Origin of the sequence: Pseudoalteromonas sp. MT33b (assembly GCF_014117385.1) — a bacterium.
GTDB classification, from domain to species: domain Bacteria; phylum Pseudomonadota; class Gammaproteobacteria; order Enterobacterales; family Alteromonadaceae; genus Pseudoalteromonas; species Pseudoalteromonas lipolytica.
The window spans coordinates 2418291-2438258 of sequence record NZ_CP059831.1 but is presented as its reverse complement, the minus strand read 5'-3'; the positions used below and the strand labels follow the sequence as shown (position 1 = coordinate 2438258).

The window sequence follows — 19968 nt, the reverse complement described above, 5'->3', positions numbered from 1 at the left end:
TCCGGTAATCTTCTGGTTTTAAGTTATTGTTTATAAGTAGTAAAAGGCTCCTTGATGGAGCCTTATGTGGGTGTTGTTTAGTTTTCTTTTTCATTGTTTACTTGCGGATCGGCACTTTCATAACTTATGCCATTGCACTCTACAGTGAAAACCATACATGCTTTACCGCTATTCTCATCAGAATCTGAAATCTGAATCGTTTGGCCATTATCAGTAACAGAGTGGCTAAAGTCTTGCGCACATTCGCCCTCAATATTTGAAAAGTTAGCACCTGTAAATACAAATCCTGCTGCACTCGTTGCTTCATCTAATGTATAGATACCTAGGCTGTTTCTTTGGTTAACAGTACCGCCACCAGAAACTTGCTGACCGTCTTGGAAGTATGTAAATACAGCTTCATTTTCAGTGTTAAGTGAAACATTCACTGTAAAATTGTAAGTTTGATTTTCGCTCATGTTTTTCCCTTTAATTTTTATAGTTCAAAGTTAGTGATACCTAACTCAATCAGTTTGTTTTTTAGTGTATTGATTTCACTTTCTTTATTTAAGCAAGTATATGCTTGAATTAGGGGGTAGGTCATTTTAATGCTTTTACTACCATTATTGTTTTCTTCGATTGTATTAATAGTTTCTTGGCATGCTTGTTGTTTTGATATTTTGTCTTTAGCGAGCTTTGCTTTAATTAAATTAGCTTTTATTAGTGCAGAGTTGTTTTCTATTTTGCTAGTGTCAGATATTCTCTCAATAAAATCTGAGTTGCTTTCTAGTTTTAATAGTAGTTCTTCAGCTTCATTTAAAAGGTTTCGATTTATTAAATAATGAATAACACCTATTTGAACGTTTATTAAAGTCGTATCTGAAAATCCCTGTTCATCAATGTAACTTAAAACTTCTGGTACTCTGTCACTTGTTTTACTTTTATCTAATAGCATTAATTGATATGCAAGCGTTCTATAAAAAGTGCGTTGAAACTTTTGATTTTTTGGATCTTGGATCCTAGCTCTATTAATCGCATTAGTTGCTTTTTCTGCTTTTAAAAATGCCGCTCTCTTATTTGGGAAGTAGCTCAATAAAAAGCTTTGTTGCATATAAGTGTTTGCTAAATAATTATGTAAGCTTGCATCATTCGGTGACGTTTCAAGCATGTTGACTAGTTCTTGAGTGGCTTGTTCAAGCAGTTCGAGAGCTGCGTTTAAATTACCTAGCCTTTCTTCTGTGGTTGCAATCCAACTTATGGTGTCTGTTTTATCGCGTAATAAATTTTTGTTATTAGGTTTTAGCTCAAGGGCTTGGTTTTTAAGTTTTAAAGACTCAGTAAAGCTCTGCTTTGCGAGTGCGTAATTAAACTGCTTTAAATACAGTGAACCCAGTGAATTGTGTGAGTAAGATAGCTCCATAATCGAATTAAAGTCATTAGGGGCAAGCTGATACATTTTTTCGCTGTAAGCCAAGTAACGTTTAAACATTGGTTCAGTAGCTAGGTAATTACTTTGCTCATAAGTTAAGTTACCAAGCCAGAAAGCATTGGCCCCTGCAAGCATTAAAACATCAAGGTTGTTGGGTTGAATTTTTAGTAAAGATTCTAGGCGCGTTCGCGCATTTTCAAAGGCGGTGAAGGCTTCGTCGGTTTTGCCGCGCGAATAGGCGACTTCGCCCATGGCCTCTAAGGTTTGAGCGTATTGAAAGCGGTTATTAAACTGAGCTTGTTTATCGCTAAAGTCAAACAACGAGGCAGCTTCTTCGTCTTGATTGGAAAAATATTCAAGAGCCTTATTGCTAATACCATCCAGTAAATCCATACGCTTAACGCTTCTGAGTTTGTCGGCAAATTCACCGACCATAAAACCCAATAAACTCTCAGCTTCTTGGCGTTTTTGTTTTGCTACTTGCTCTGCATGGTAGCTGCGCACGCTCATAAATGTAGCAATAAAGGTTAAGCAAACAAGTGCAGCCACCGTTATTTGTAATACGCGTTTTTTACGTTTGGCTTTATTGTTAGAAGCTTTAATTAACGCTTGTTCGTCGCTTGATAAGCTAAACATAGGGTTTTTAACTAGGCTGTGTGCTTCTTGCAGCGGTTTGCCTTGGGCTAATAAAAAGTCGCTATGTTTTTGTTCAAGCAGCCAACGCTCGGTAGCTATTTGCACGCGGCTTTGAATTGCTAAGCTTTGTTGGTGTTCTTGCACCCAATCGATAGCGCGTTGCCAATGGCGCAGCAACGCTTCGTGGGCAAGACTAAAGCAGGCTTGCTCATTTTTAAGGTGCGATACAAACAAGCGGCTGTCGACCATAGCCTGAACAAGTTTGGTTGCAGCTGGGCTGGTTAATTCGCTCCAGCGAGCAGCGCGGCTGGTGAGTGTTTCGCCATCTGGGTTTAGCGTGATCAGCTTTGAAAGGACTGCGGCAAGTTCTGCTTGTTGGTCTTTGGGTAATTGGCAAAATACCTGTTCGGCTTTTTGACCGATGGCTCCTTCGATGGTGCCTAGGGCTTGGTATTCAGTAAACAGCAGTTCGTTGTCTGGGCTGCGCTGCAAGTAAAGCTGTTGCAACGTGTATTGCAGCATCGGCAGTGCATCAGGGTTATTGGCGGTGTCGTTACAAAGTTGTTCATCAAGCGGTGTGTGATGCTCTGGGTGATGTTGCCAACTTAAGCCTGCTGCCAGTGCTGGCAAACGGATCATTTGCTTAAGCTCTGAGCGCGTTGGCGCTAATAAGTCAAAGTGTGCGCCATTGGCTTTGCCCGCCATTAAACTTGGTTGGCTCACTACTTGCGGGTAAAAGTCATTACGACAGGCACTAAAAATGATCATGCAGTCACTTGTCGCTAAGCATTCTATGAGTTTTAAAAACTGACTGCGCTCGTCGTCGCTAAATACCGGTGATGACAATAGCACTTCGAGCCTGTCGATAAATAAAAATAAATAGGGCGTAGTGTGCTCTGTATTTAGCGTTGCAAGGGCTGCTTTACAGCGGGTAATAACCTGTTCTGGATCTGTTAATAACAATTCAGCCAGTGTATCGGCGCTTATATCGCGAAGTACAGGTGCGTCGTTTATTTCTAAATCGAGCAAGGTTGAGGCTAAATCAAGCAGTAAGCGCTCTTTGCTGACATCGGCAAAGTCGAGTTGGCAGTAACTGTGTACTCTAATGCCATCGTAGCCATTACTCGACATTAAAGCGGGCAATACACCTGCGTTAACTAACGACGATTTACCTGAACCACTGGCGCCTAAAATTAAGCAAAATGCGCGACCAAACTCAATTTGAGCTGACACTCGCTGTAACAAGGTGGCAATTTGTTTGTTACGGCCAAAAAACACATCGGCTTGCTCAGGTGCAAACGCACTTAAGCCAACAAAAGGTGAGTCACCTTGCCAACTGGTTTGGCTGGCTTTTTGTTCTTCGTTGAGCACAAAGTTGATTTCGGCAATAACGCGGTAACCGCGTTTACGAATGGTCTCGATGTACTGCGGGTTACTTGCTTTATCGTCAAATGCTTTGCGTAGCTGCGTGATGACTTTATGTAGCGGGTTATCGCCAAGCGCTACATTTGGCCAACAGTGATTGATAATTTCATCGCTGGTTAACAGTTCACCTTGTTTTTCGCATAGCAGCAATAATACATCCATTGCTTTTGGTTCGATGTGTTTTACTTGCTCGCCACGTCGTATTGAATTTGTGCTGGGGGTAACTTGCCACTCACCAACGAAAAACAGCGCCGTACTCATAGTGTTATCTTCTTTTTATTAAAATTAATCGCCTGGACCGATTTTGTTCATGCCACGCACACTCTTGATTAATACTATATTATGAGATTGACGGCAAGTGTGTTGCCTTTTTTGAAACAAAAAAGTCAACATATCGAGTGTATATACGTTTTTATAAAGTGTATTTAACGTAAGAATCGAAGAGGTATTACGGGATCAATAAAAAGAGAGTAGCAAGTTGAAGGAGGCGTTTTAACGCCGAATGGTAAGCCATTCTTGGTTAAACGCCACTCCTTCTACGCGATATGAAATCGCGGCTACAAATTTGACTAACTGGTTAACTTTCAACGCGTATTTTTTTCATTTGTATTGCGCTTAATGACCACATCATAAAGCCGCCTAAAAAGAGGGCTGCCGAGACATAACCCGTTTGACTGGGCAATGCACCTTGGGCAATGGCCATACCACCAAGCCAAGGGCCAATGGCATTGGCTGTATTAAATGCGCATTGTACGAGTGCACCTATCATGGCATGGCCTTGTGGTGATACATCCATTAATAGTGATTGAATAACAGTACCCAAACCAACACTAAAACCAATAAAGAAAATCACCGTATAAAGTAGCCAAATATTGTGGCTGGCACTGACATAACTTGCTGCAAATACGACGGCACCTATAAGTGCTGCCCCTGTGGTTTTTAGTGGTGAATGGTCGGCTGCCTTTCCTAACACATAGTTGCCTAAGGTGCAGCCAATACCAAACATGATCATAGCGATTGATATCGTGTAAGCGGGCGTATGAGTCACAATTAAAATAGTGTCGGCAATGTAAGTGTAAACACAAAATACGCCGCCAAAACCAATAATAATGATGCCTAAAATAGTCCATACTAGCTTGTTTTTCAGCACACTTAATTCATCTAGAATTGAAGTGGGTGATGAGTTCTTAACGTTTGGTACGTATTTTACAATTAGCACTAAAGCAACAAGAGCAAGCACTGCGGTGCCAGCTAAACAATAGCGCCAACTAAAGTTCTGTCCCACTAACGTCACCATTGGTACACCCACGATGGTCGCCACGGTTAAGCCCATAAATACTTTTGACATAAAGCTGGCACGTTTGTCGGCAGGGGCAATGTCGGCGGCCAGTAAAATAGCGGCGGCAAAATAGGCTCCATGGGGCAAGCCACTTAAAAAGCGAAATAAAATCAATTGATCAAGAGAATGTGAAAAAGCACTTAAGCCATTGAATAAAAACATCATAGTAACAAACAGAAGTAGGGCATTACGTTTTCGCATATTGGCTGTGGTGATCATAAAAAGTGGCGCACCCACCACCACACCAATAGCATAGGCGCTAATGGCATACCCACTTTGTGCCGGAGTTGATGAAAATGTTTCGCTAATAAGCGGCAGCATTGGCATCATTGAAAACTCAGAGAGGCCAAGAATAAATGTTCCTAAGGCTAATACGATTAAGATTGTAAAGGTGCTTTCGCGGCCTTGAGTTTTGGTGACGTTAGTCATGTAACTCCTTTAAAACATGTTTTAAGAGAAATAGAAAATGCCAGAACCATGTTGCGTTCTGATGATAAGAGGTGCGATGCGCTATTGTAATACAAATAAAATAGAGTAAACCAGCACTTTTTGGAACGTTCTATATTAGTTAGCTATAACGAATAAAGTTGAACTTCTTAAGGCTGAGCATTTCAAAATAAATACAAATATAAATCCCAACTATACTGTGTATATAGACTTGGCTTTGGAGGGAGTGGCAATGGAAAAGATATTCGCCTGTATTGATGGTTCAACTATCACCAGTGCAGTGACAGAGGCTGCTATTTGGATAGCCAAACGTACTTCGCACCCCATACGTTTTTTACATGCGCTAGAGCCTCCTTTGCAACAGGGTAGTGATGACCTAACGGCGATTATTGGCTTAGGTTCGCAAACATCATTACTTGAACAGCTTGCCAAACTTGAACAAGAGCGCAATAAAGTCGCTTCTCAACATGGCCATTTACTGTTAGAGGAAGCTGTAAAGAAAGCTGAGCATGCAGGGCTGACCGCTGTTGAAAAACAACAGCTTTCAATGAGTTTAGTCGATGCGTTACTGACACATGAAGACAGTGCCAGAGTAATGATTATTGGCCGTGCAGGAAAAGGACACGGTGATAATTTTAAGATGCTAGGGTCGCATATCGAAACCTTAATTCGTCAAGTTCATACTCCTGTGGCAATTGTGCCGCCGCAGTTTCATGCTCCCACTAATTTTATGCTGGCTTACGATGGCAGTGACAGTACTGACCAAGCAATAAGCCAAATTATTAAAGGGGGGATTTTAAAAGGCTTAGGTTGTCATTTAGTCATGGTCGATAAGCATGATGGTCATTGTCAAGATAAGCTGGACACCGCATCGGCACGCTTAGCAGAGCATGGGTTTAATGTGAGAGCACGCATGCTCGATGGCGATGTATATGAGGCGTTATGGCGTTACAAAAGCGACCATGCCGTTGATCTTATGGTGATGGGGGCATTTGGTCACTCTAAATGGCGACAATTCTTTTTGGGCAGCACCACATTAAAAATGCTTGAAGATAGCCGTATTCCGTTGGTGGTATTACGCTAGTATTTTACGTATTTTTTGTATTCTGTAAGTTTTGACTGCGCAGCGGGTGCGACAATATGTCACGTGTTCAGCCAAATTAATGCGTTTTATAATCGGTTTATAAATTAACTTTTTGTTTTATAGACTTATGAACACGCATTTAACTCCCCCTCGTTTTTTAGTTACTAAAGTTGCTGCATTGATTTGCGCTATTTTAAGTGTCTCTGCTGTTGCTGATGATTCGATTGAAGTGATCGAAGTGCAAGGTCATGCCCAAAATAGTCATCAATTGCTTGGCTCTGCCGATTCACTGTTATCTGATTTAGGCGTTGATTTTTCAGCGGCGGGTGGTGTATCAAGCTTACCTGTATTAAATGGCATGATGGGAGACAGGGTTAAAGTATTAGTGGATGGTGCGGATGTCACTGCGGCGTGCGCTAATCAAATGAACCCACCCTTGTCCTATGTCTCTGCTAATCAAGTAACATCGTACAGTGTTGTTGCGGGGGTATCACCGGTTAGCAGCGGGGGCGATAATATTGCCGGGGTTATTCGTGTGAATACTATTGCGCCCGAGTTTAGCGATTCGGAACAGCTCACTTGGCGCTCAGGTTATACCACCGCACAATATAAAAGCGTTAGCGACAGCCAAGCCTATGGGCTAGGTATGGGTATTGCGAGCAACAATGTAAGCGTGTCTTATCAAGGCAGCTTTGAAGAGGCTAACAGTTATAACGATGGTCATGGGGAGCGTGTACTCGACACGTTATATCGTGTGCAAAATCATGCATTAACAGGTGCTATTCGTGATGATAAACAGCAGGTTATAGTAAAATTTAGTCATCAAAAAATTCCCTATCAGGGTTTTCCAAATCAATACATGGATATGACCGATAACACCAGCTATGGCTTAGTTGCTCAGTATAAACGAGAGCTTGAAAATGGTGATTTGCAGGTGCAAGTGAATGCGCATGATGTAAAACACAAAATGGGTTTTTTTAGTACAGAGAAACCCGGCATGATGCCTATGAATACCGACGCACAAGACTACAGTTATCAGTTGCACTGGCGTTTAGACTTATCTGCAGAATCGTCACTTTTGTTTGGGCACGAATATTACAGTTATCGTATCGATGATTGGTGGCCTGCTGTTGAAGGGTCAATGATGATGGGGCCGAACGAATACGTAAATATTAATGATGGTAAACGTAATCGTCTGGGTGCATTCGCAGAGTATGAAAGTCAAGTTAATCAAGCATGGTGGCTGTCGGCAGGCATGCGTATTGAACAGGTAACAACAAATACAGGCGACGTACAAGCCTATAACAAAGGGGCTATGGGCGGTGTGGGTCATATGAACTCAATGATGGACATGTCAAAAACCGATGCACAGGCTGCGATGGAATTTAATCAGCGGGATCGCAAACGTGACGATACTTTAGTTGATATTAGTCTGCTTGCACGCTACCAAATAAGTCGCAATGATGAGCTGCAATTTGGTTTTGCTCGTAAAAACCGAGCCCCTAATTTATATGAGCGTTACAGCTGGGGTGTTGGCACTATGGCAAGTACCATGATTGGCTGGTTTGGTGATGGTAATGGCTACATTGGTAATCCTGATTTAAAAGCCGAAACCGCTCATACGCTAAGCGCTAGCTACACTAAGCTGGCAAAAGATGATAGCTGGCAAATAACGGCGAATGCCTGGTACACGCAGGTAAATGACTATATTGATGCTGAAGTGACGCAAAGCTTTAACCGCACTGACAGTGCTCATACCAAGCGACATATTCTTACTTTTACTAATTTAGATGCGACGTTGTATGGGCTAAAATTAGCAGGCCTTATTGAGCTGTATAATTCGAAGCAAGCAGGTAAATGGCAGTTAAAAGGAGCGTTTACCAGCAATTATGGCGAGCGCGATGACAGCCACGAAGATTTATACCAAATTATGCCATGGCACACAGAGCTAAGCCTTGAACACGCATACAAAGGCTGGGAAAGTACCCTGAGTTGGCAATGGGTTGACAGTAAAGACAAGGTGGATGAGCGCCGATTAGAAAATCAAACCGATAGCTACAATTTATTAGCTATCTCAAGTAAAAAAACATGGCAAAATTTAACCTTTAAGTTAGCAATTACCAACTTACTTGATGCGTATTATCAGCAGCCACTTGGCGGAGTGAATATTGCTAATTATAAGCACGATATACGCACTGGCTTTGAGCAGCTAGCAGGACAAGGTCGCTCCTATAATGCCAGTATCAGTTATCGGTTTTAGGCAAGGGGTTTTGTATTTGTAGGCGCGATGTCAAATCGCGCCTACAACCTGCTTACACGCTTCGTGTCACTTAATCGGCAAATAAATATCAGTTTGCAAATCACATTCATCCACCTCATGAATTAAATTGAGGTAATGAAAGAAACACGGAAAATCACGCACTTCTTCACCACTTTGTGGTAGCCACTCGCGGTATAAATAATACACTGTATCGCTAATCGTATCGTGTGAACCATTATGGCGCACTACGGCACAGCGTCCCGCTGGGATCTCGCCATTTCTGACTCCTTGTGGGTTATCAGGAATTGGCTTTGTAATGCTGCCGGCAAAGTCAAAACGAAAGGCATGATCTTCAGTTGTTGCAGGGTCACTGTATGGAATACCATAGGTGTTGCTGGTTTTAACCGGTGATAATCCTGAGCTTTTTCGCCAATCAATAAAATGTGCGGCGGTATTCATAAGGGTATTTGCAGCGCCTTGATGGGTTAATAAAGCAACGGGCTGGGCTTTTAAGTCGACAATGTTTACATTCATAAAACAGTCCTTTTTATCAGGTAAAGAAAATTCAAACTGAGAGTGCCAGTTAGGCCAGTTTGGTTTGCTTCTGAATTCACTAGGAGACTGTGTAAAAGTGCGTTTAAAGGCGCGGCTAAATGCCTCTGGGCTATCAAACTGTGCTTCGAGTGCAATATCAATCACTTTGACTTGATGCTCAAATGCTAGTCGAAATGATGCACGTTTTAAGCGAGCAAGTTGCGTGTACTTAGTCACACTGACTCCCACTGAAGCGGCAAATAAACGGTGAAAATGATATTTTGAACAACAGGCTACATCACTCAAGGTGTCGAGTGATAAAGAGTCATTGAGATGCTGACTAATATAATCACAAACATGCTCAATACGTTGTTGTTGCTTCGTTTTCATGATGACTCGTTAATGCTTATTCAGAAGTGTGTTAAGTGTGTCATGACCCTTAAATGGTTACCTGATTGAAATTGCGCATTTTGAGTTTAATTGATATTGAGTAAATAGGTAGCGTGCTAGCAGGTGTTGCTTTAGGGCAAAATAAAGACGCGCTAAAGCACGACCTAAAAATAGCGGGGATGAGATGTGCCCCAGGTTTATGCTAAAAAATTATGTGATGTAAAATCGCGGCTACATCTCATTTTCTTGTTGCGCTAGTTTTTCACGCTCAGCTTTTGAAACATACGCAGGCTTACTGCTTTTGTGTAATTTAGCATTGGCGCGTTTGTCTTTTTGTTTCAGTTTAGTGAAGATCTTTTTTCTACGGTTCATGGTACTTTGTAAGTTATGGGATAGGCCAGTCAGTATTGTACAGAGCAATTGCTCAGAAGCCGAGCAGTTTTCGTCGCACAAGAGATATCATGTCGCGATTATAACCGTTACAATCAAGGTCTACTTGCGAAAACCTTCTAAAACTCTGGAGCTTATCTTGAAACATTCATTACTTGCTGCATTCTTATTTAGTGCCTTTTCTGGTCAGGCTGCCATCGCTGAACAAAGTGAACAACTGGCTAACTATGCGGTCGAGCGCTATCAACAAGCACAAATTCATACCCTCGAAAATCTAGTTTCGTATCCAACGGTCAATAAAGAGGGCCTAGCTACGCCCGATAATCCAGACTTTATTGGCTTTAAATCATTTTTAAAAATGAAAGCGGCGCAGTTTGGTTTTGATTATCAAGATTTAGGCTACACAGTATTAATAGGCATGGGCAACCAAGCTGAGAAAGTAACGATTGTTACGCACGGGGATGTTCAACCTGCTGATGCCAGTAAATGGCAACAAAGCCCGTTTAAAATGGATAAAACCTCTGAACCTGGAAAGCTGATTGCCCGTGGTACTGAGGATGATAAAGGCGCAATTGCCACAGCACTCCATGCAATGAAAGCCATTAAAGATAAAGGGGTTACTCTAAATAACCGTATTGAACTGATGGTATACCTTGCTGAAGAGTCGGATTGGGCGCCACTTAAAGAGTTTATGAAAACCTACCAGCAACCTAAGTATGCGGTGACGATTGATGCGTCGTATCCGGTCGTAGTGGCAGAAAAAGGCTGGAGTTTAATTGCGCCAACATTTTCAGCCACTTCAGCGCAAACAGGCTTATATGTCACTGATTTAAAAGGCGGTGCTTTTGTAAGTCAAATACCAGAAGATGCCAGTGTGTTAGTGCATAATGCGGATGCCGCGACTGTGGCAAAATTACACGATAACGTTGGTAAACTTAAAAACGTGAAAGTGGCGATAAAAGAACAAGAAGAAGGTTTATTGGTGCAAGTAAAAGGGACCTCAGCTCACTCGTCTGAGCCGGAGTCGGGCGAAAATGCCATAGCGCATCTTGCTGAAATATTTAAAGGACTAGACCTTGAAAACAACAGCGACGGTCAAGCAATCGAGTTTATTAACCAGTTAATTGGCCTTGACTTATATGGCGCTCAGTTTGGTGAAATTGCTTATCAACATGATTTTATGGGGCCTATGACTGTGTCGCCAACATTGTTATCACGTGATGGGAATGAAATTAAGCTGTCGGTTAATATGCGTCGCCCTGTCGGAAAGCAAGAAGACGTATTAAAGCAGCAAATTAATAATGCGCTGACTGCGTGGCAAACACGTAATAACGTGACATTAAAAGACACTGATATTGTTATTGGCACGCCTATGCTGTTAGACAGCGCACCGCATGCACAAGCTTTATTGGATATTTTTAAGCACTTTACGGGTGATGAAGACGCGGGGTTTGTGTCGATTGGCGGGGGCACAAATGCAAAGCTGTTTGATAATGCTGTATCGTTTGGGCCATCAATGCCAGGTAAAAAATACACGGGTCACTCAGAACATGAGTTTATTACTGAACAGCAATTAGCGCTGAATTTAAAAATGTACACCGCGATGATGATAAAGCTCGGAAATATGTAATCATTTGCAAACGTAAAAACGCCACTTCAATGAAGTGGCGTTTTTGTTTAGTTAATTTAATTTTTGGCTAAGGGAAATTTCTGCATTCATGAGTTTTGATATAGGGCAACCTTGTTTAGTTTGCTGGCACAGCTCGTTAAACGTCTCTTCAGAGATATCAGCTATTTTTGCTGTTACCTCAAGAGCGATGTGGCTGACCTCAAAACCATCATCGACTTCATCAAGACTGACGGTGGCTTTGGTTGTAATGTCATCGGCAGTATACCCTGCTTCTGTTAATGCCAGCGACAGTGCCATACTGAAGCAACCACTGTGTGCTGCTGCAACTAATTCTTCGGGGTTCGTACCAGCCTTGCCCTCAAAGCGGGTATTAAACCCATACGGTTGTTTATCTAAAGCACCGCTTTGGGTACTAATACTTCCTTTACCTGATTTAATGTCGCCAGACCAGCTTGAATGTGCGGTTTTTTTAATCGTCATAGTCATCTCCTTTGTAATTATTTCGGCGAGTGTGAAATGCTTTCATGGTTTTCGCCAAAAAAAGTGTCACTTACACGATACGTTGCAACTTAAAGGCCAAGGTGACTGTGCACAAGCCGTTCGCTATGAACAAGTTAGTATGGCGTTAGCTGATTGGTAAGACGTTATTTTGCTGTTTGCGTTCAACTTAAGTTGGGGCAATTAACACCACATAAAAATAACGTCGATTTATTTTGTAAATTTAGAGGACCTGATAGGGCGATGTTAACTGGCGGTTTTGGAATGACAAAATAGCCTTATTTTTTACTATTCCGTTTTCAATATTGATGGCGCGTCGAATTGTTTCATCTTTTTGCCATTGCGCTCTTCCCGCTAACACGCTGGGTAGATAAACAATTAACGCAGCAGAGATTGAACGTGTTGCACTTTCCCATAAATAGCTAGGCGTGTGGTCAACAGCGTAATAATCAATGGTTTTATAACGAAACATTGGTTCGGCAAATGACGTGGGTTTAGCAAAAAAGAACCCCATACCTTCATCGCAACTTACATCTATAATTAAGCTATTCGGTTTAAGGCAGTCAGCCTCTGACTCAATCACAAAATGCACTGGGTTCGCTGTTTCTTGAAAAGTGCCATTAACAATAATATCGGCTTCACTAATGAGGTCGATTAAGGGTCTGTGTGTTCCGTCGTGTTCTACGACCATCATTCGGGCTTCTCCCTCAGAGCCTTGACGTACTTTAACGTAATGACAGTTTAAAACCTCTTCACGAACTTCATGATCAGGGCGTTGAATACAAATTGTAATGTCTCTAAAACCATGAGCTTGTAACGCATAAATTGCCCCACGACTAACAGCACCAAAACTAAAAATAACGGTTTTGCGTTGATTTCCGTAATGACCGTCAACCCCTTTTAATTGCAATGCATGGATAACGGCGCAGTAACCAGCCATTTCGTTGTTTTTATAAAAAGTGTGACGACCCGCATGCCCATTTGGTGACCAAACAAACATATCTTCAAAGGCTATTAAGGTTAATTTTCTATCTAATGCTGCTTGGGTAATATCGCGTTGTTGAACACAGTGAGCATACCCCCACAGAGTCCCGCCTTCTTTTAATTCGTTTAAATCGGCAAGAACGGGTTTAGCGATAATCACTGTACCAAGGTCTTTTAAAAGTGCGCTGCGAGAGGCGATACCACCTGTAAGCGCTGCGATTTCATCATCTGTTATATTAAAGTCTTTTCCGTAGCCTTGTTCAAAAATAAGCTGCTTTCTGTGTTCTTCAGGAATCCGTTTTAAGTGCTCTGGGTGAATAGGGTAACGTCGTTCATCTGTTTTGCGTGAAGTGCCAATGACGCCGATCTTTAATTTATTCATGCTACAACCTTGATTATATGTTCATTAACGCATGTGTTAATAAACTCGAAAAGGACTCACAGGCAAGCGAAAGCCTACGCTGTAAAGTGATGCATAGTAAAAGGTGTTAATAAGTGCTGAATGTTAAGCAGTGATAAATCAGGATTTTAACGTGCTATGAGTAACACGTTGGTTGTGCTGTAGTGTGCGCACACCGTGAGTATAACAGGATAACTGTTTGCTTTGTGAGCTTTAAGCCTCCTTTTAAATTGTTTTATTCCGCTTTGTTTTTAGTGTATTTACAACGTTCTGAGCAGTATTTAACGTGTTGCCAGTCTCGTTGCCATTTTTTACGCCATGCAAAAGGGCGCTGGCATACAGGGCATATTTTTGTCGGTAAGTTCACTTTTTTATGTGCCATTGTGCTGCCTTTGTAAACTGAGGATGTGCTTTTTGAGTACCGCTCTGGCACCATGTTTTACATCATCACGCTCTCTAAACGCCCACAACCTTTCGCGGGCTTCCTTTGCTGCTTGCGTTAAATCAACCATGGGCTCAGGGTAATCTTCACCCAATTTAAAATTATTAAATAACGCTTCCATTGGTGGCTGTTGCCATGGCTGGTGGATATATTCGATGGGTAAATTACTAAGCTCTGGGCACCATGTTTTAATAAATATGCCGTCTGCGTCTTTATCTTCAGATTGTTTTATGGGGTTGTACAGTCGAATCGTATTAGTGCCAGTGACAGAGGCTTGCATTTGTATTTGAGGATAGTGAATCCCGGGCTCAAAATCTAAAAAGTAGCGCGACAATATAAGACTGACACAATGCCAGTGAATATTTAAATGATGGGTCATAAAGCTGACTAACATCGCCCGCATTCTAAAGTTAATATAGCCTGTAGCTGCAAGACATCGCATACAGGCGTCAATAAGCGGGATGCCTGTGTTGCCGTGTTCAAACCGTGATAGGTGCTCGCTAACCTTGTCGTCATTTCGATAGGGGTAGTGTTGATACGCAGGATTTTGCGGTGCGAACTCCATGCTGCATTGAGTTTCAAACTTTTGCATAAAATGACAGTGCCAATGCAATCGTGATTCGAATGCATGCAGCGAACGGCGCCAACTCGAAGGGCGTTTGGGTAAGTAGTATCTGAGAGTTTGATACACTTGACGAAGGCTTAAGTTTCCCCATGCTAAATAGGGTGAAAGACGTGAGCACGACTCTTTGCTTTTTGATGGGCTCGAAATACCTTGTTGATAGCTCTGAGCTCTTGTCTCTATAAAGCTTTTTAATACGGCTCTGGCTGCGTGGGGTCCTCCGTGCTGAAACTGCTCATCATTTGTTTGATACTGTTTTACATGCTCGCAAGCACTGTAGCCCGAAGGTAAAATAGCATTAAAAGAATGCCAGTTAGGCGTGATTAAAGGTTGCTGCATCACGGTTTGCCAATGCTGCTGCCAATCAAATTGTGCTGGTCGTGCCCTTACGACTGCGCCTAAGGGCGTTTCATGCCAAACAATAGCTTTTTCTTTGAGCCATTTATGCACTGCTTTATCACGTTCAAAGGTATTGAGTAAGCCAATTTCTTGATGACTGTATATGGCCTTAATATCAAACTCATTAGATAAAGATTTAAGCAAGGAGATCATGTCTTGATTGTAAATTGCAATTTCGGCTTGTTGTTTTTTTAGCTGTGCATTGAGATCGCATAATGACTGATAAACAAATCGCCAGTGACGGTGGCTATAATGAGGATCATCTAACAAAATTGGCTCAAAATTATAGATAAGCAAACAGGGTAAAGGTGAATCGGCGGCCTGTGCGAGTGGTGCATGATCAGAAAGCCGTAAATCACGTTTAAACCATACTATATTGATTTTTTGTTTCCCTGCAGTGGGCATAGCTTGATAGTTAATTGCTTGAACACGTGATTGATACGTATGAGAACGCAGATATGATTATTCAAGGAGAGAAATAGTTGATTATGAGGAGGCGTACGATTGAATGGCTTTTACTAAAAGTAAAAGCGGCCACTGTCATCGTGGCCGCTCCATTTTTTACAGGTTATCTGTAAATGAACTAATTTGTTGCTCTGCAGCTTGCAAGCTTTGCTCTGCTCCCGGCATTGCTAAGCCTTCGGCATAGATAAAGTTAATATCTGAGATACCCACAAAACCAAGTACATCTTTTAAGTATTTAGTTTGTGTATCCATGTCGGTGCCTTGATATATACCGCCACGAGCAGCGAGTACAACGACTTTTTTGTTTTCAAGCAAACCGACAGCGCCTTGCTCTGTGTATTTAAACGTAATACCAGCGCGTGCGATACGGTCAATCCATGCTTTGAATGTTGATGGAATACCAAAGTTATACATAGGCATACCAATAACAATTAATTCGTTATCAGTAAGTTCTGCAATTAACTCGTCAGAGATAGCCGCCAGTGCTTTTTGCTCGTCGCTACGTTCGTTAGCGTCAGTCATCCATGCTGCCATTTCTGTTTGCGTTAAGTGAGCAATAGCATCATTGCTTAAATCGCGAGTGGTGACAGCAATTTGTTGTTTGCTTGATAGTTGCTCAACAAATAGCTGGCTAAGTTTAGTCGAATTACCTTGTTCACCATTTAAAGATGAATTTAACACAAGTACTTTTTTCATCATGTCACCTAAGAAACTGAATTGATGTAACGATTATAATGAGGGTATGAATGAAATAATAATGGTAAAAATTGAGTGATACGTTCGCTTTAATAGAACGGTTGCAACGCTGCTATAATTTCTGTTCGCATTTTTTAAATGCTTAATGTTATGCTCATTTAACAATTTTAAAAAAGGACTTTTATATGAAATACTTAATGCTAAGTATTTTTGTAGTACTGTGCTTGACTGCTCGCGCAGAAGAAAAGCCGTCACTGTCTGTTGAATCATTTGCTTCATTAAGAGCTACCAGCCAGGTTAAATTGTCACCAAGTGGCACGCACTTATCCTTTATTCGTAATATAAAAGGTGAGCTGGTGTTAATGGTGTATAACCGCAAAACACAAGAAGCTGTTCCCATTATTCGCGCTGATAATCATACGATTTTCTTTGATTGGTATACGTGGGCAAACGATGAGGTATTACTTCTCGGTGCACGCTATATACAACGTCAAATTGGCGGCCCTAAATATTCATCTACTCGCCTTTATGCGTACAATATTAATGATAAAGGCAAAGCAAAGCTTGCCATTAAGCCTAACTATGGACGTGATGAACGCCAACCCCAGTTTGCTGATCAAGTTATAAGTTTTTTACCTGACAAAAAAGATAAAATCTTGATTCAAGGCGACTTTGAAATAGCAAATACACCAGGAGTCTATGAGCTCGATCTTAACACGCTGAGAAAGAAAAGAGTTCAACGCGAGCGCAGCAAAGTGACCGATTGGATAGCTGACCGTCAAGGTAATGTGCGTATTGCTCGAAAAATGGATGAAGATGAATTTGAATATTTCCTGTATGACGAAGGTTCATTAGACCGCCGCTCATTATTCAAATTTAAAGCATTTAGCCAAGAGAGTGTGACAATATTAGGCTTTGATAAAGACCCCAATATTATCTATTTTAAAGCGCTTCAAAATGGCTATGACGCATTATTTAAAATGGATTTAACCACGAAAAAGCAAGAGCTCGTTTTTAGTGATGATAATTACGACTTTGATGGAGGGATTTTTTACTCTCCTCTGACGGGCGAAGTTGCAGGGTTTACTCATTCAAATATTGAAGAAGGGATCCGTTATTGGGATGACGATTTAAATAAGCTGTATACATCACTGCGTGCGGTATTACCGGCTGATAAGTTTGATATTGATATAATCGATACCAGTGAAAACCAGCGCCAATATGTACTTTACCTGACAGGTGATGGAAGCACGGGAACATATATGCTTGGTAACCGTGACACCAATGAACTCACCGTGTTCGCCAGCGCGTACCCAGACATTGATGACCGTGTTTATTCAGGGAAAGAAAAAATTAGTTATAAGGCACGTGATGGTTTAACGATTGAAGGGTACTTAACCTTGCCCGTGGGCTATAAAGAAGGGGATACGTTACCAACAATTATATTCCCTCATGGGGGACCTATGGCGCGTGACTACTCAGGTTTTGATTATTGGACTGCTTTACTTGCATACAATGGGTATGCCGTTTTACAACCGAATTTTAGAGGCTCAAGTGGGTATGGCCATGAATTTGAAATGGCAGCAGTGCAAGGGTTTGGTAAAAAAATGCAAGATGATTTGCAAGATGCCGCTCTTTGGTTAGTTTCACAAGGTATCGCTAATAAAGATAAAATTTGCATCGGCGGTGCAAGTTATGGTGGTTACGCCGCGTTGATGGCTGTTGTTAAGCATCCTGAAACATTTACATGTGCCGCGAGTTTTGCGGGTGTCACCGATTTAGAACGCATTGTGAGTAAAGCGCGTTACTTTACAAATAAAGAAATTGTGCGTAAGCAATTTGGTACCGACGACGATGAGTTGGCAAAATACTCACCGGTTAATTTTGCAAAGCAAATTAACCGTCCAGTTTTGCTCGTGCATGGTTCAGACGATAACGTTGTGCCTGTTTATCATAGCCGTGAAATGGAAGATGAGCTGAGCGATGAAGGAAAAAATGTCACGTATATTGAACTCGAAGAGGGAGATCATTATCTGTCACATCAGCCTTATCGTATTACAACATTAAAAGCGTTTTTAGATTTCTTTGATGAACATTTAAAAAGCGACTAAAAAAGGCGACTTAGGTCGCCTTTTTATTAATAAGCTAATTCTGCATCAATATTTCTGACTAAGTTTGAAACCCAGTTAATGTATTGGCGGTGAATTTTATCGCCATCATAATCTAAGTTGATCGAGTCTTTGTAATCAATTGAGTACTCAGTGGCGTTGTAGTTAATATCAACACGCAGCTGGTGCTTTCTAATATCAAGCTTTCCTAATATTTTACCGTCTTCGCTCGCGCGACATGTCCAGCCAAGTTTCATACATGCTTTGAGAATATTTGTTTTAACGCTGTCAGCAGTGTGTGTTTTATTGGCGGTTTGTGGGACAGGGTTACTGTCGAAGTTACGAATAGGTACACTTGTACTGCACGCTGATAAAACAAGTGTAGCCGCAAGTACTAAGCAGAGCTTTTTCATGATAAATCCTTTTTATGTAATAAAAACGGCATGATTATGCGTTTTTTTTGAGGCGGGGTCTAGGCATCAGGTAAAAACCAAGCACTGATAGCACCAGCAATACCCAGCACACTGTAAAATAGAATCAGCTCTGCGGTGCTTAAATATGCATTTAATAAGCCAACACTCCCAAGTACCAATAATATAAGACCGATCACCGTATTGCTCACCGATACATAATCGGTTCGTTTGTTGCCTTCAGCCATATCTACCAAGTACGTTTTACGACCAAGACGAACTCCCTGATGAGCAACAGTGAGCAAAAAATAACATAACGGGAGAAGCCAAAACTCACGGAGGGTTGCAGGGCTAAAGTGTGCGATTAAATAAACGGCTAAGCCATTGAGAGTGACTAACATGGCTGCAAAAATTAAAACGCGTCGACTTGATAGGTCACTCAACCTACCCCAAATGGGTGCTGACACGAGACTCGCAAGCCCAGAAAGGGCCATAAAAGTAGCAAGCAAAGAAAAATCAAAAGCCTGTTCGCTGGCTAAAACAATATAAAAAGGAGCGCTAAGTGCAGAGCAAAGCAATAAAGCACGCGTAACAATGAAGTGGGCAAATTGTTTATCTTCGTACAGTAGCTTTAGTTTCTTAAACGCATGCAATAAACCATTTTTAGCTCCTTCAGTCGCTCCTTCATATTCTTTGATGCGACTGTAGCTCAGGGCAGCAAATATCCACATGAGGGCTGCCAGCATCAACGCAACATAAACACCATTTTCGTAGCCTAACGTTTGTAAATACCATAAGCCTAAACCAAACGTAAGTGTCGCAAAGCCTGCAAAACTGGCGGCAAGACCACTAATGTTGCCACGTTGCTGTTTGGGAATCACTTTTCCAAGTACATCTTTAGCGGCGATAGAGTTAAAGCCCCGAGCAAGGCTAAACACAACTAAAAGAGTGAGAATGGCATACCCGGCACTGCTTCCTGTTAGGGTTAATGCGGTAATGAGCATTGCTACAATGCATAATGCTTGCACAATGGCGCCGACAACCCACACCCACTTGCGTACTTTAAGTTGGCGGATAACGTTGGCAATAGCAAGTTGCGGCAACATTGAGCCAGACTCTCTAATAGGAACCAGCCACGCAATGAAGCTGCTGGGCACATTAATGCTGTGTAATAACCAAGGCAAGGTTACTTTTGGGTTGAGCAGAGCATCGGCAAATTTACTAAATAGTTGACTCACTAAAAGGGTAATAAAGTTGCCTGGCACAACCTTACACGCGGCCTCATCAATGGCCTTGCAGGCGCGCGCGTCTTCGGTATTGCTGAGTCTTTGATAGATGTCTTCTTTACTGAGCTTTTTCATCTTTGAATCGGATAGAGGAATTTATGTAGCAAAGGGCTGCATA

At 41.7% G+C, this 19968-nt stretch carries 17 protein-coding genes; 5 read left to right on the top strand and 12 right to left on the bottom strand.

The genetic code is table 11. The annotated features are described in order from the left end of the window. Positions 1 to 77 precede the first annotated feature (77 nt). The 3 genes from H3302_RS11100 to H3302_RS11090 form a co-directional block, all read right to left on the bottom strand. Positions 78 to 455 (bottom strand): DP-EP family protein, encoded by a 378-nt coding sequence (locus H3302_RS11100; RefSeq protein ID WP_065978591.1) that lies wholly within the window; start codon positions 453 to 455, stop codon positions 78 to 80. A 17-nt stretch (positions 456 to 472) separates the two neighbouring features. Further along, complete coding sequence (locus tag H3302_RS11095) at positions 473 to 3727, bottom strand: winged helix-turn-helix domain-containing protein (RefSeq protein ID WP_182395216.1); 3255 nt, start codon at positions 3725 to 3727, stop codon at positions 473 to 475. Positions 3728 to 4043: 316 nt separating this feature from the next. Further along, complete coding sequence (locus H3302_RS11090; RefSeq protein ID WP_182395213.1) at positions 4044 to 5234, bottom strand: MFS transporter; 1191 nt, start codon at positions 5232 to 5234, stop codon at positions 4044 to 4046. Positions 5235 to 5484: 250 nt separating this feature from the next. Between H3302_RS11090 and H3302_RS11085 the strand changes: the two genes are divergently transcribed. Both H3302_RS11085 and H3302_RS11080 read left to right on the top strand, forming a co-directional pair. Beyond that, positions 5485 to 6336, top strand: coding sequence for a universal stress protein (locus H3302_RS11085; RefSeq protein WP_182395211.1), 852 nt, complete (start codon positions 5485 to 5487; stop codon positions 6334 to 6336). A 127-nt stretch (positions 6337 to 6463) separates the two neighbouring features. After that, positions 6464 to 8596 (top strand): TonB-dependent siderophore receptor, encoded by a 2133-nt coding sequence (locus H3302_RS11080; protein ID WP_182395209.1) that lies wholly within the window; start codon positions 6464 to 6466, stop codon positions 8594 to 8596. A 66-nt stretch (positions 8597 to 8662) separates the two neighbouring features. On the opposite strand, the gene H3302_RS11075 is transcribed toward H3302_RS11080, so the two are convergent. Further along, a complete protein-coding gene (locus tag H3302_RS11075; protein WP_065978586.1) occupies positions 8663 to 9520 on the bottom strand; it encodes a GyrI-like domain-containing protein in 858 nt (285 codons plus the stop codon). A 231-nt stretch (positions 9521 to 9751) separates the two neighbouring features. Beyond that, entirely contained in the window at positions 9752 to 9892 is a 141-nt protein-coding gene (locus H3302_RS11070; protein ID WP_074988980.1) for a DUF2986 domain-containing protein, read from the bottom strand. Between the two features lie 214 nt (positions 9893 to 10106). On the opposite strand from H3302_RS11070, the gene H3302_RS11065 reads away from it, so the two are divergent. Next, positions 10107 to 11540: a dipeptidase gene (locus H3302_RS11065; RefSeq protein WP_230235588.1), complete on the top strand. Its 1434-nt coding sequence runs from the start codon at positions 10107 to 10109 to the stop codon at positions 11538 to 11540. 51 nt (positions 11541 to 11591) lie between these two features. Here H3302_RS11065 and H3302_RS11060 read toward each other — a convergent pair whose 3' ends face one another. Next, the gene (locus H3302_RS11060; protein WP_074988979.1) at positions 11592 to 12020 is read right to left on the bottom strand and encodes an OsmC family protein; all 429 of its coding nucleotides are present in this window, start codon (positions 12018 to 12020) and stop codon (positions 11592 to 11594) included. 31 nt (positions 12021 to 12051) lie between these two features. Here H3302_RS11060 and H3302_RS19925 point away from each other — a divergent pair, with 31 nt between their 5' ends. Continuing rightward, complete coding sequence (locus H3302_RS19925; protein ID WP_259369854.1) at positions 12052 to 12180, top strand: hypothetical protein; 129 nt, start codon at positions 12052 to 12054, stop codon at positions 12178 to 12180. A gap of 81 nt (positions 12181 to 12261) precedes the next feature. On the opposite strand, the gene H3302_RS11055 is transcribed toward H3302_RS19925, so the two are convergent. The 4 genes from H3302_RS11055 to H3302_RS11040 all read right to left on the bottom strand — a co-directional run bounded on the left by H3302_RS11055 (position 12262) and on the right by H3302_RS11040 (position 16046). Further along, positions 12262 to 13404, bottom strand: coding sequence for a N(5)-(carboxyethyl)ornithine synthase (locus H3302_RS11055; RefSeq protein ID WP_036966867.1), 1143 nt, complete (start codon positions 13402 to 13404; stop codon positions 12262 to 12264). A gap of 253 nt (positions 13405 to 13657) precedes the next feature. Beyond that, positions 13658 to 13804, bottom strand: a complete 147-nt coding sequence (locus tag H3302_RS11050) for a DUF2256 domain-containing protein (protein ID WP_074988977.1) — start codon at positions 13802 to 13804, stop codon at positions 13658 to 13660. Further along, entirely contained in the window at positions 13794 to 15290 is a 1497-nt protein-coding gene (locus H3302_RS11045; RefSeq protein ID WP_182395206.1) for a cryptochrome/deoxyribodipyrimidine photo-lyase family protein, read from the bottom strand. The genes H3302_RS11050 and H3302_RS11045 overlap by 11 nt, the downstream gene beginning before the upstream one ends. 156 nt (positions 15291 to 15446) lie before the next feature. Continuing rightward, positions 15447 to 16046 (bottom strand): FMN-dependent NADH-azoreductase, encoded by a 600-nt coding sequence (locus tag H3302_RS11040; protein WP_036966872.1) that lies wholly within the window; start codon positions 16044 to 16046, stop codon positions 15447 to 15449. A 185-nt stretch (positions 16047 to 16231) separates the two neighbouring features. Here H3302_RS11040 and H3302_RS11035 point away from each other — a divergent pair, with 185 nt between their 5' ends. Continuing rightward, a complete protein-coding gene (locus tag H3302_RS11035) occupies positions 16232 to 18157 on the top strand; it encodes a S9 family peptidase (RefSeq protein ID WP_182395204.1) in 1926 nt (641 codons plus the stop codon). Positions 18158 to 18183: 26 nt separating this feature from the next. On the opposite strand, the gene H3302_RS11030 is transcribed toward H3302_RS11035, so the two are convergent. Both H3302_RS11030 and H3302_RS11025 read right to left on the bottom strand, forming a co-directional pair. Further along, on the bottom strand, positions 18184 to 18567 hold the full coding sequence (locus H3302_RS11030) for a hypothetical protein (RefSeq protein WP_036966879.1): 384 nt from the start codon (positions 18565 to 18567) through the stop codon (positions 18184 to 18186). Between the two features lie 59 nt (positions 18568 to 18626). Then, complete coding sequence (locus tag H3302_RS11025) at positions 18627 to 19925, bottom strand: MFS transporter (RefSeq protein ID WP_182395202.1); 1299 nt, start codon at positions 19923 to 19925, stop codon at positions 18627 to 18629. Positions 19926 to 19968 lie beyond the last annotated feature (43 nt).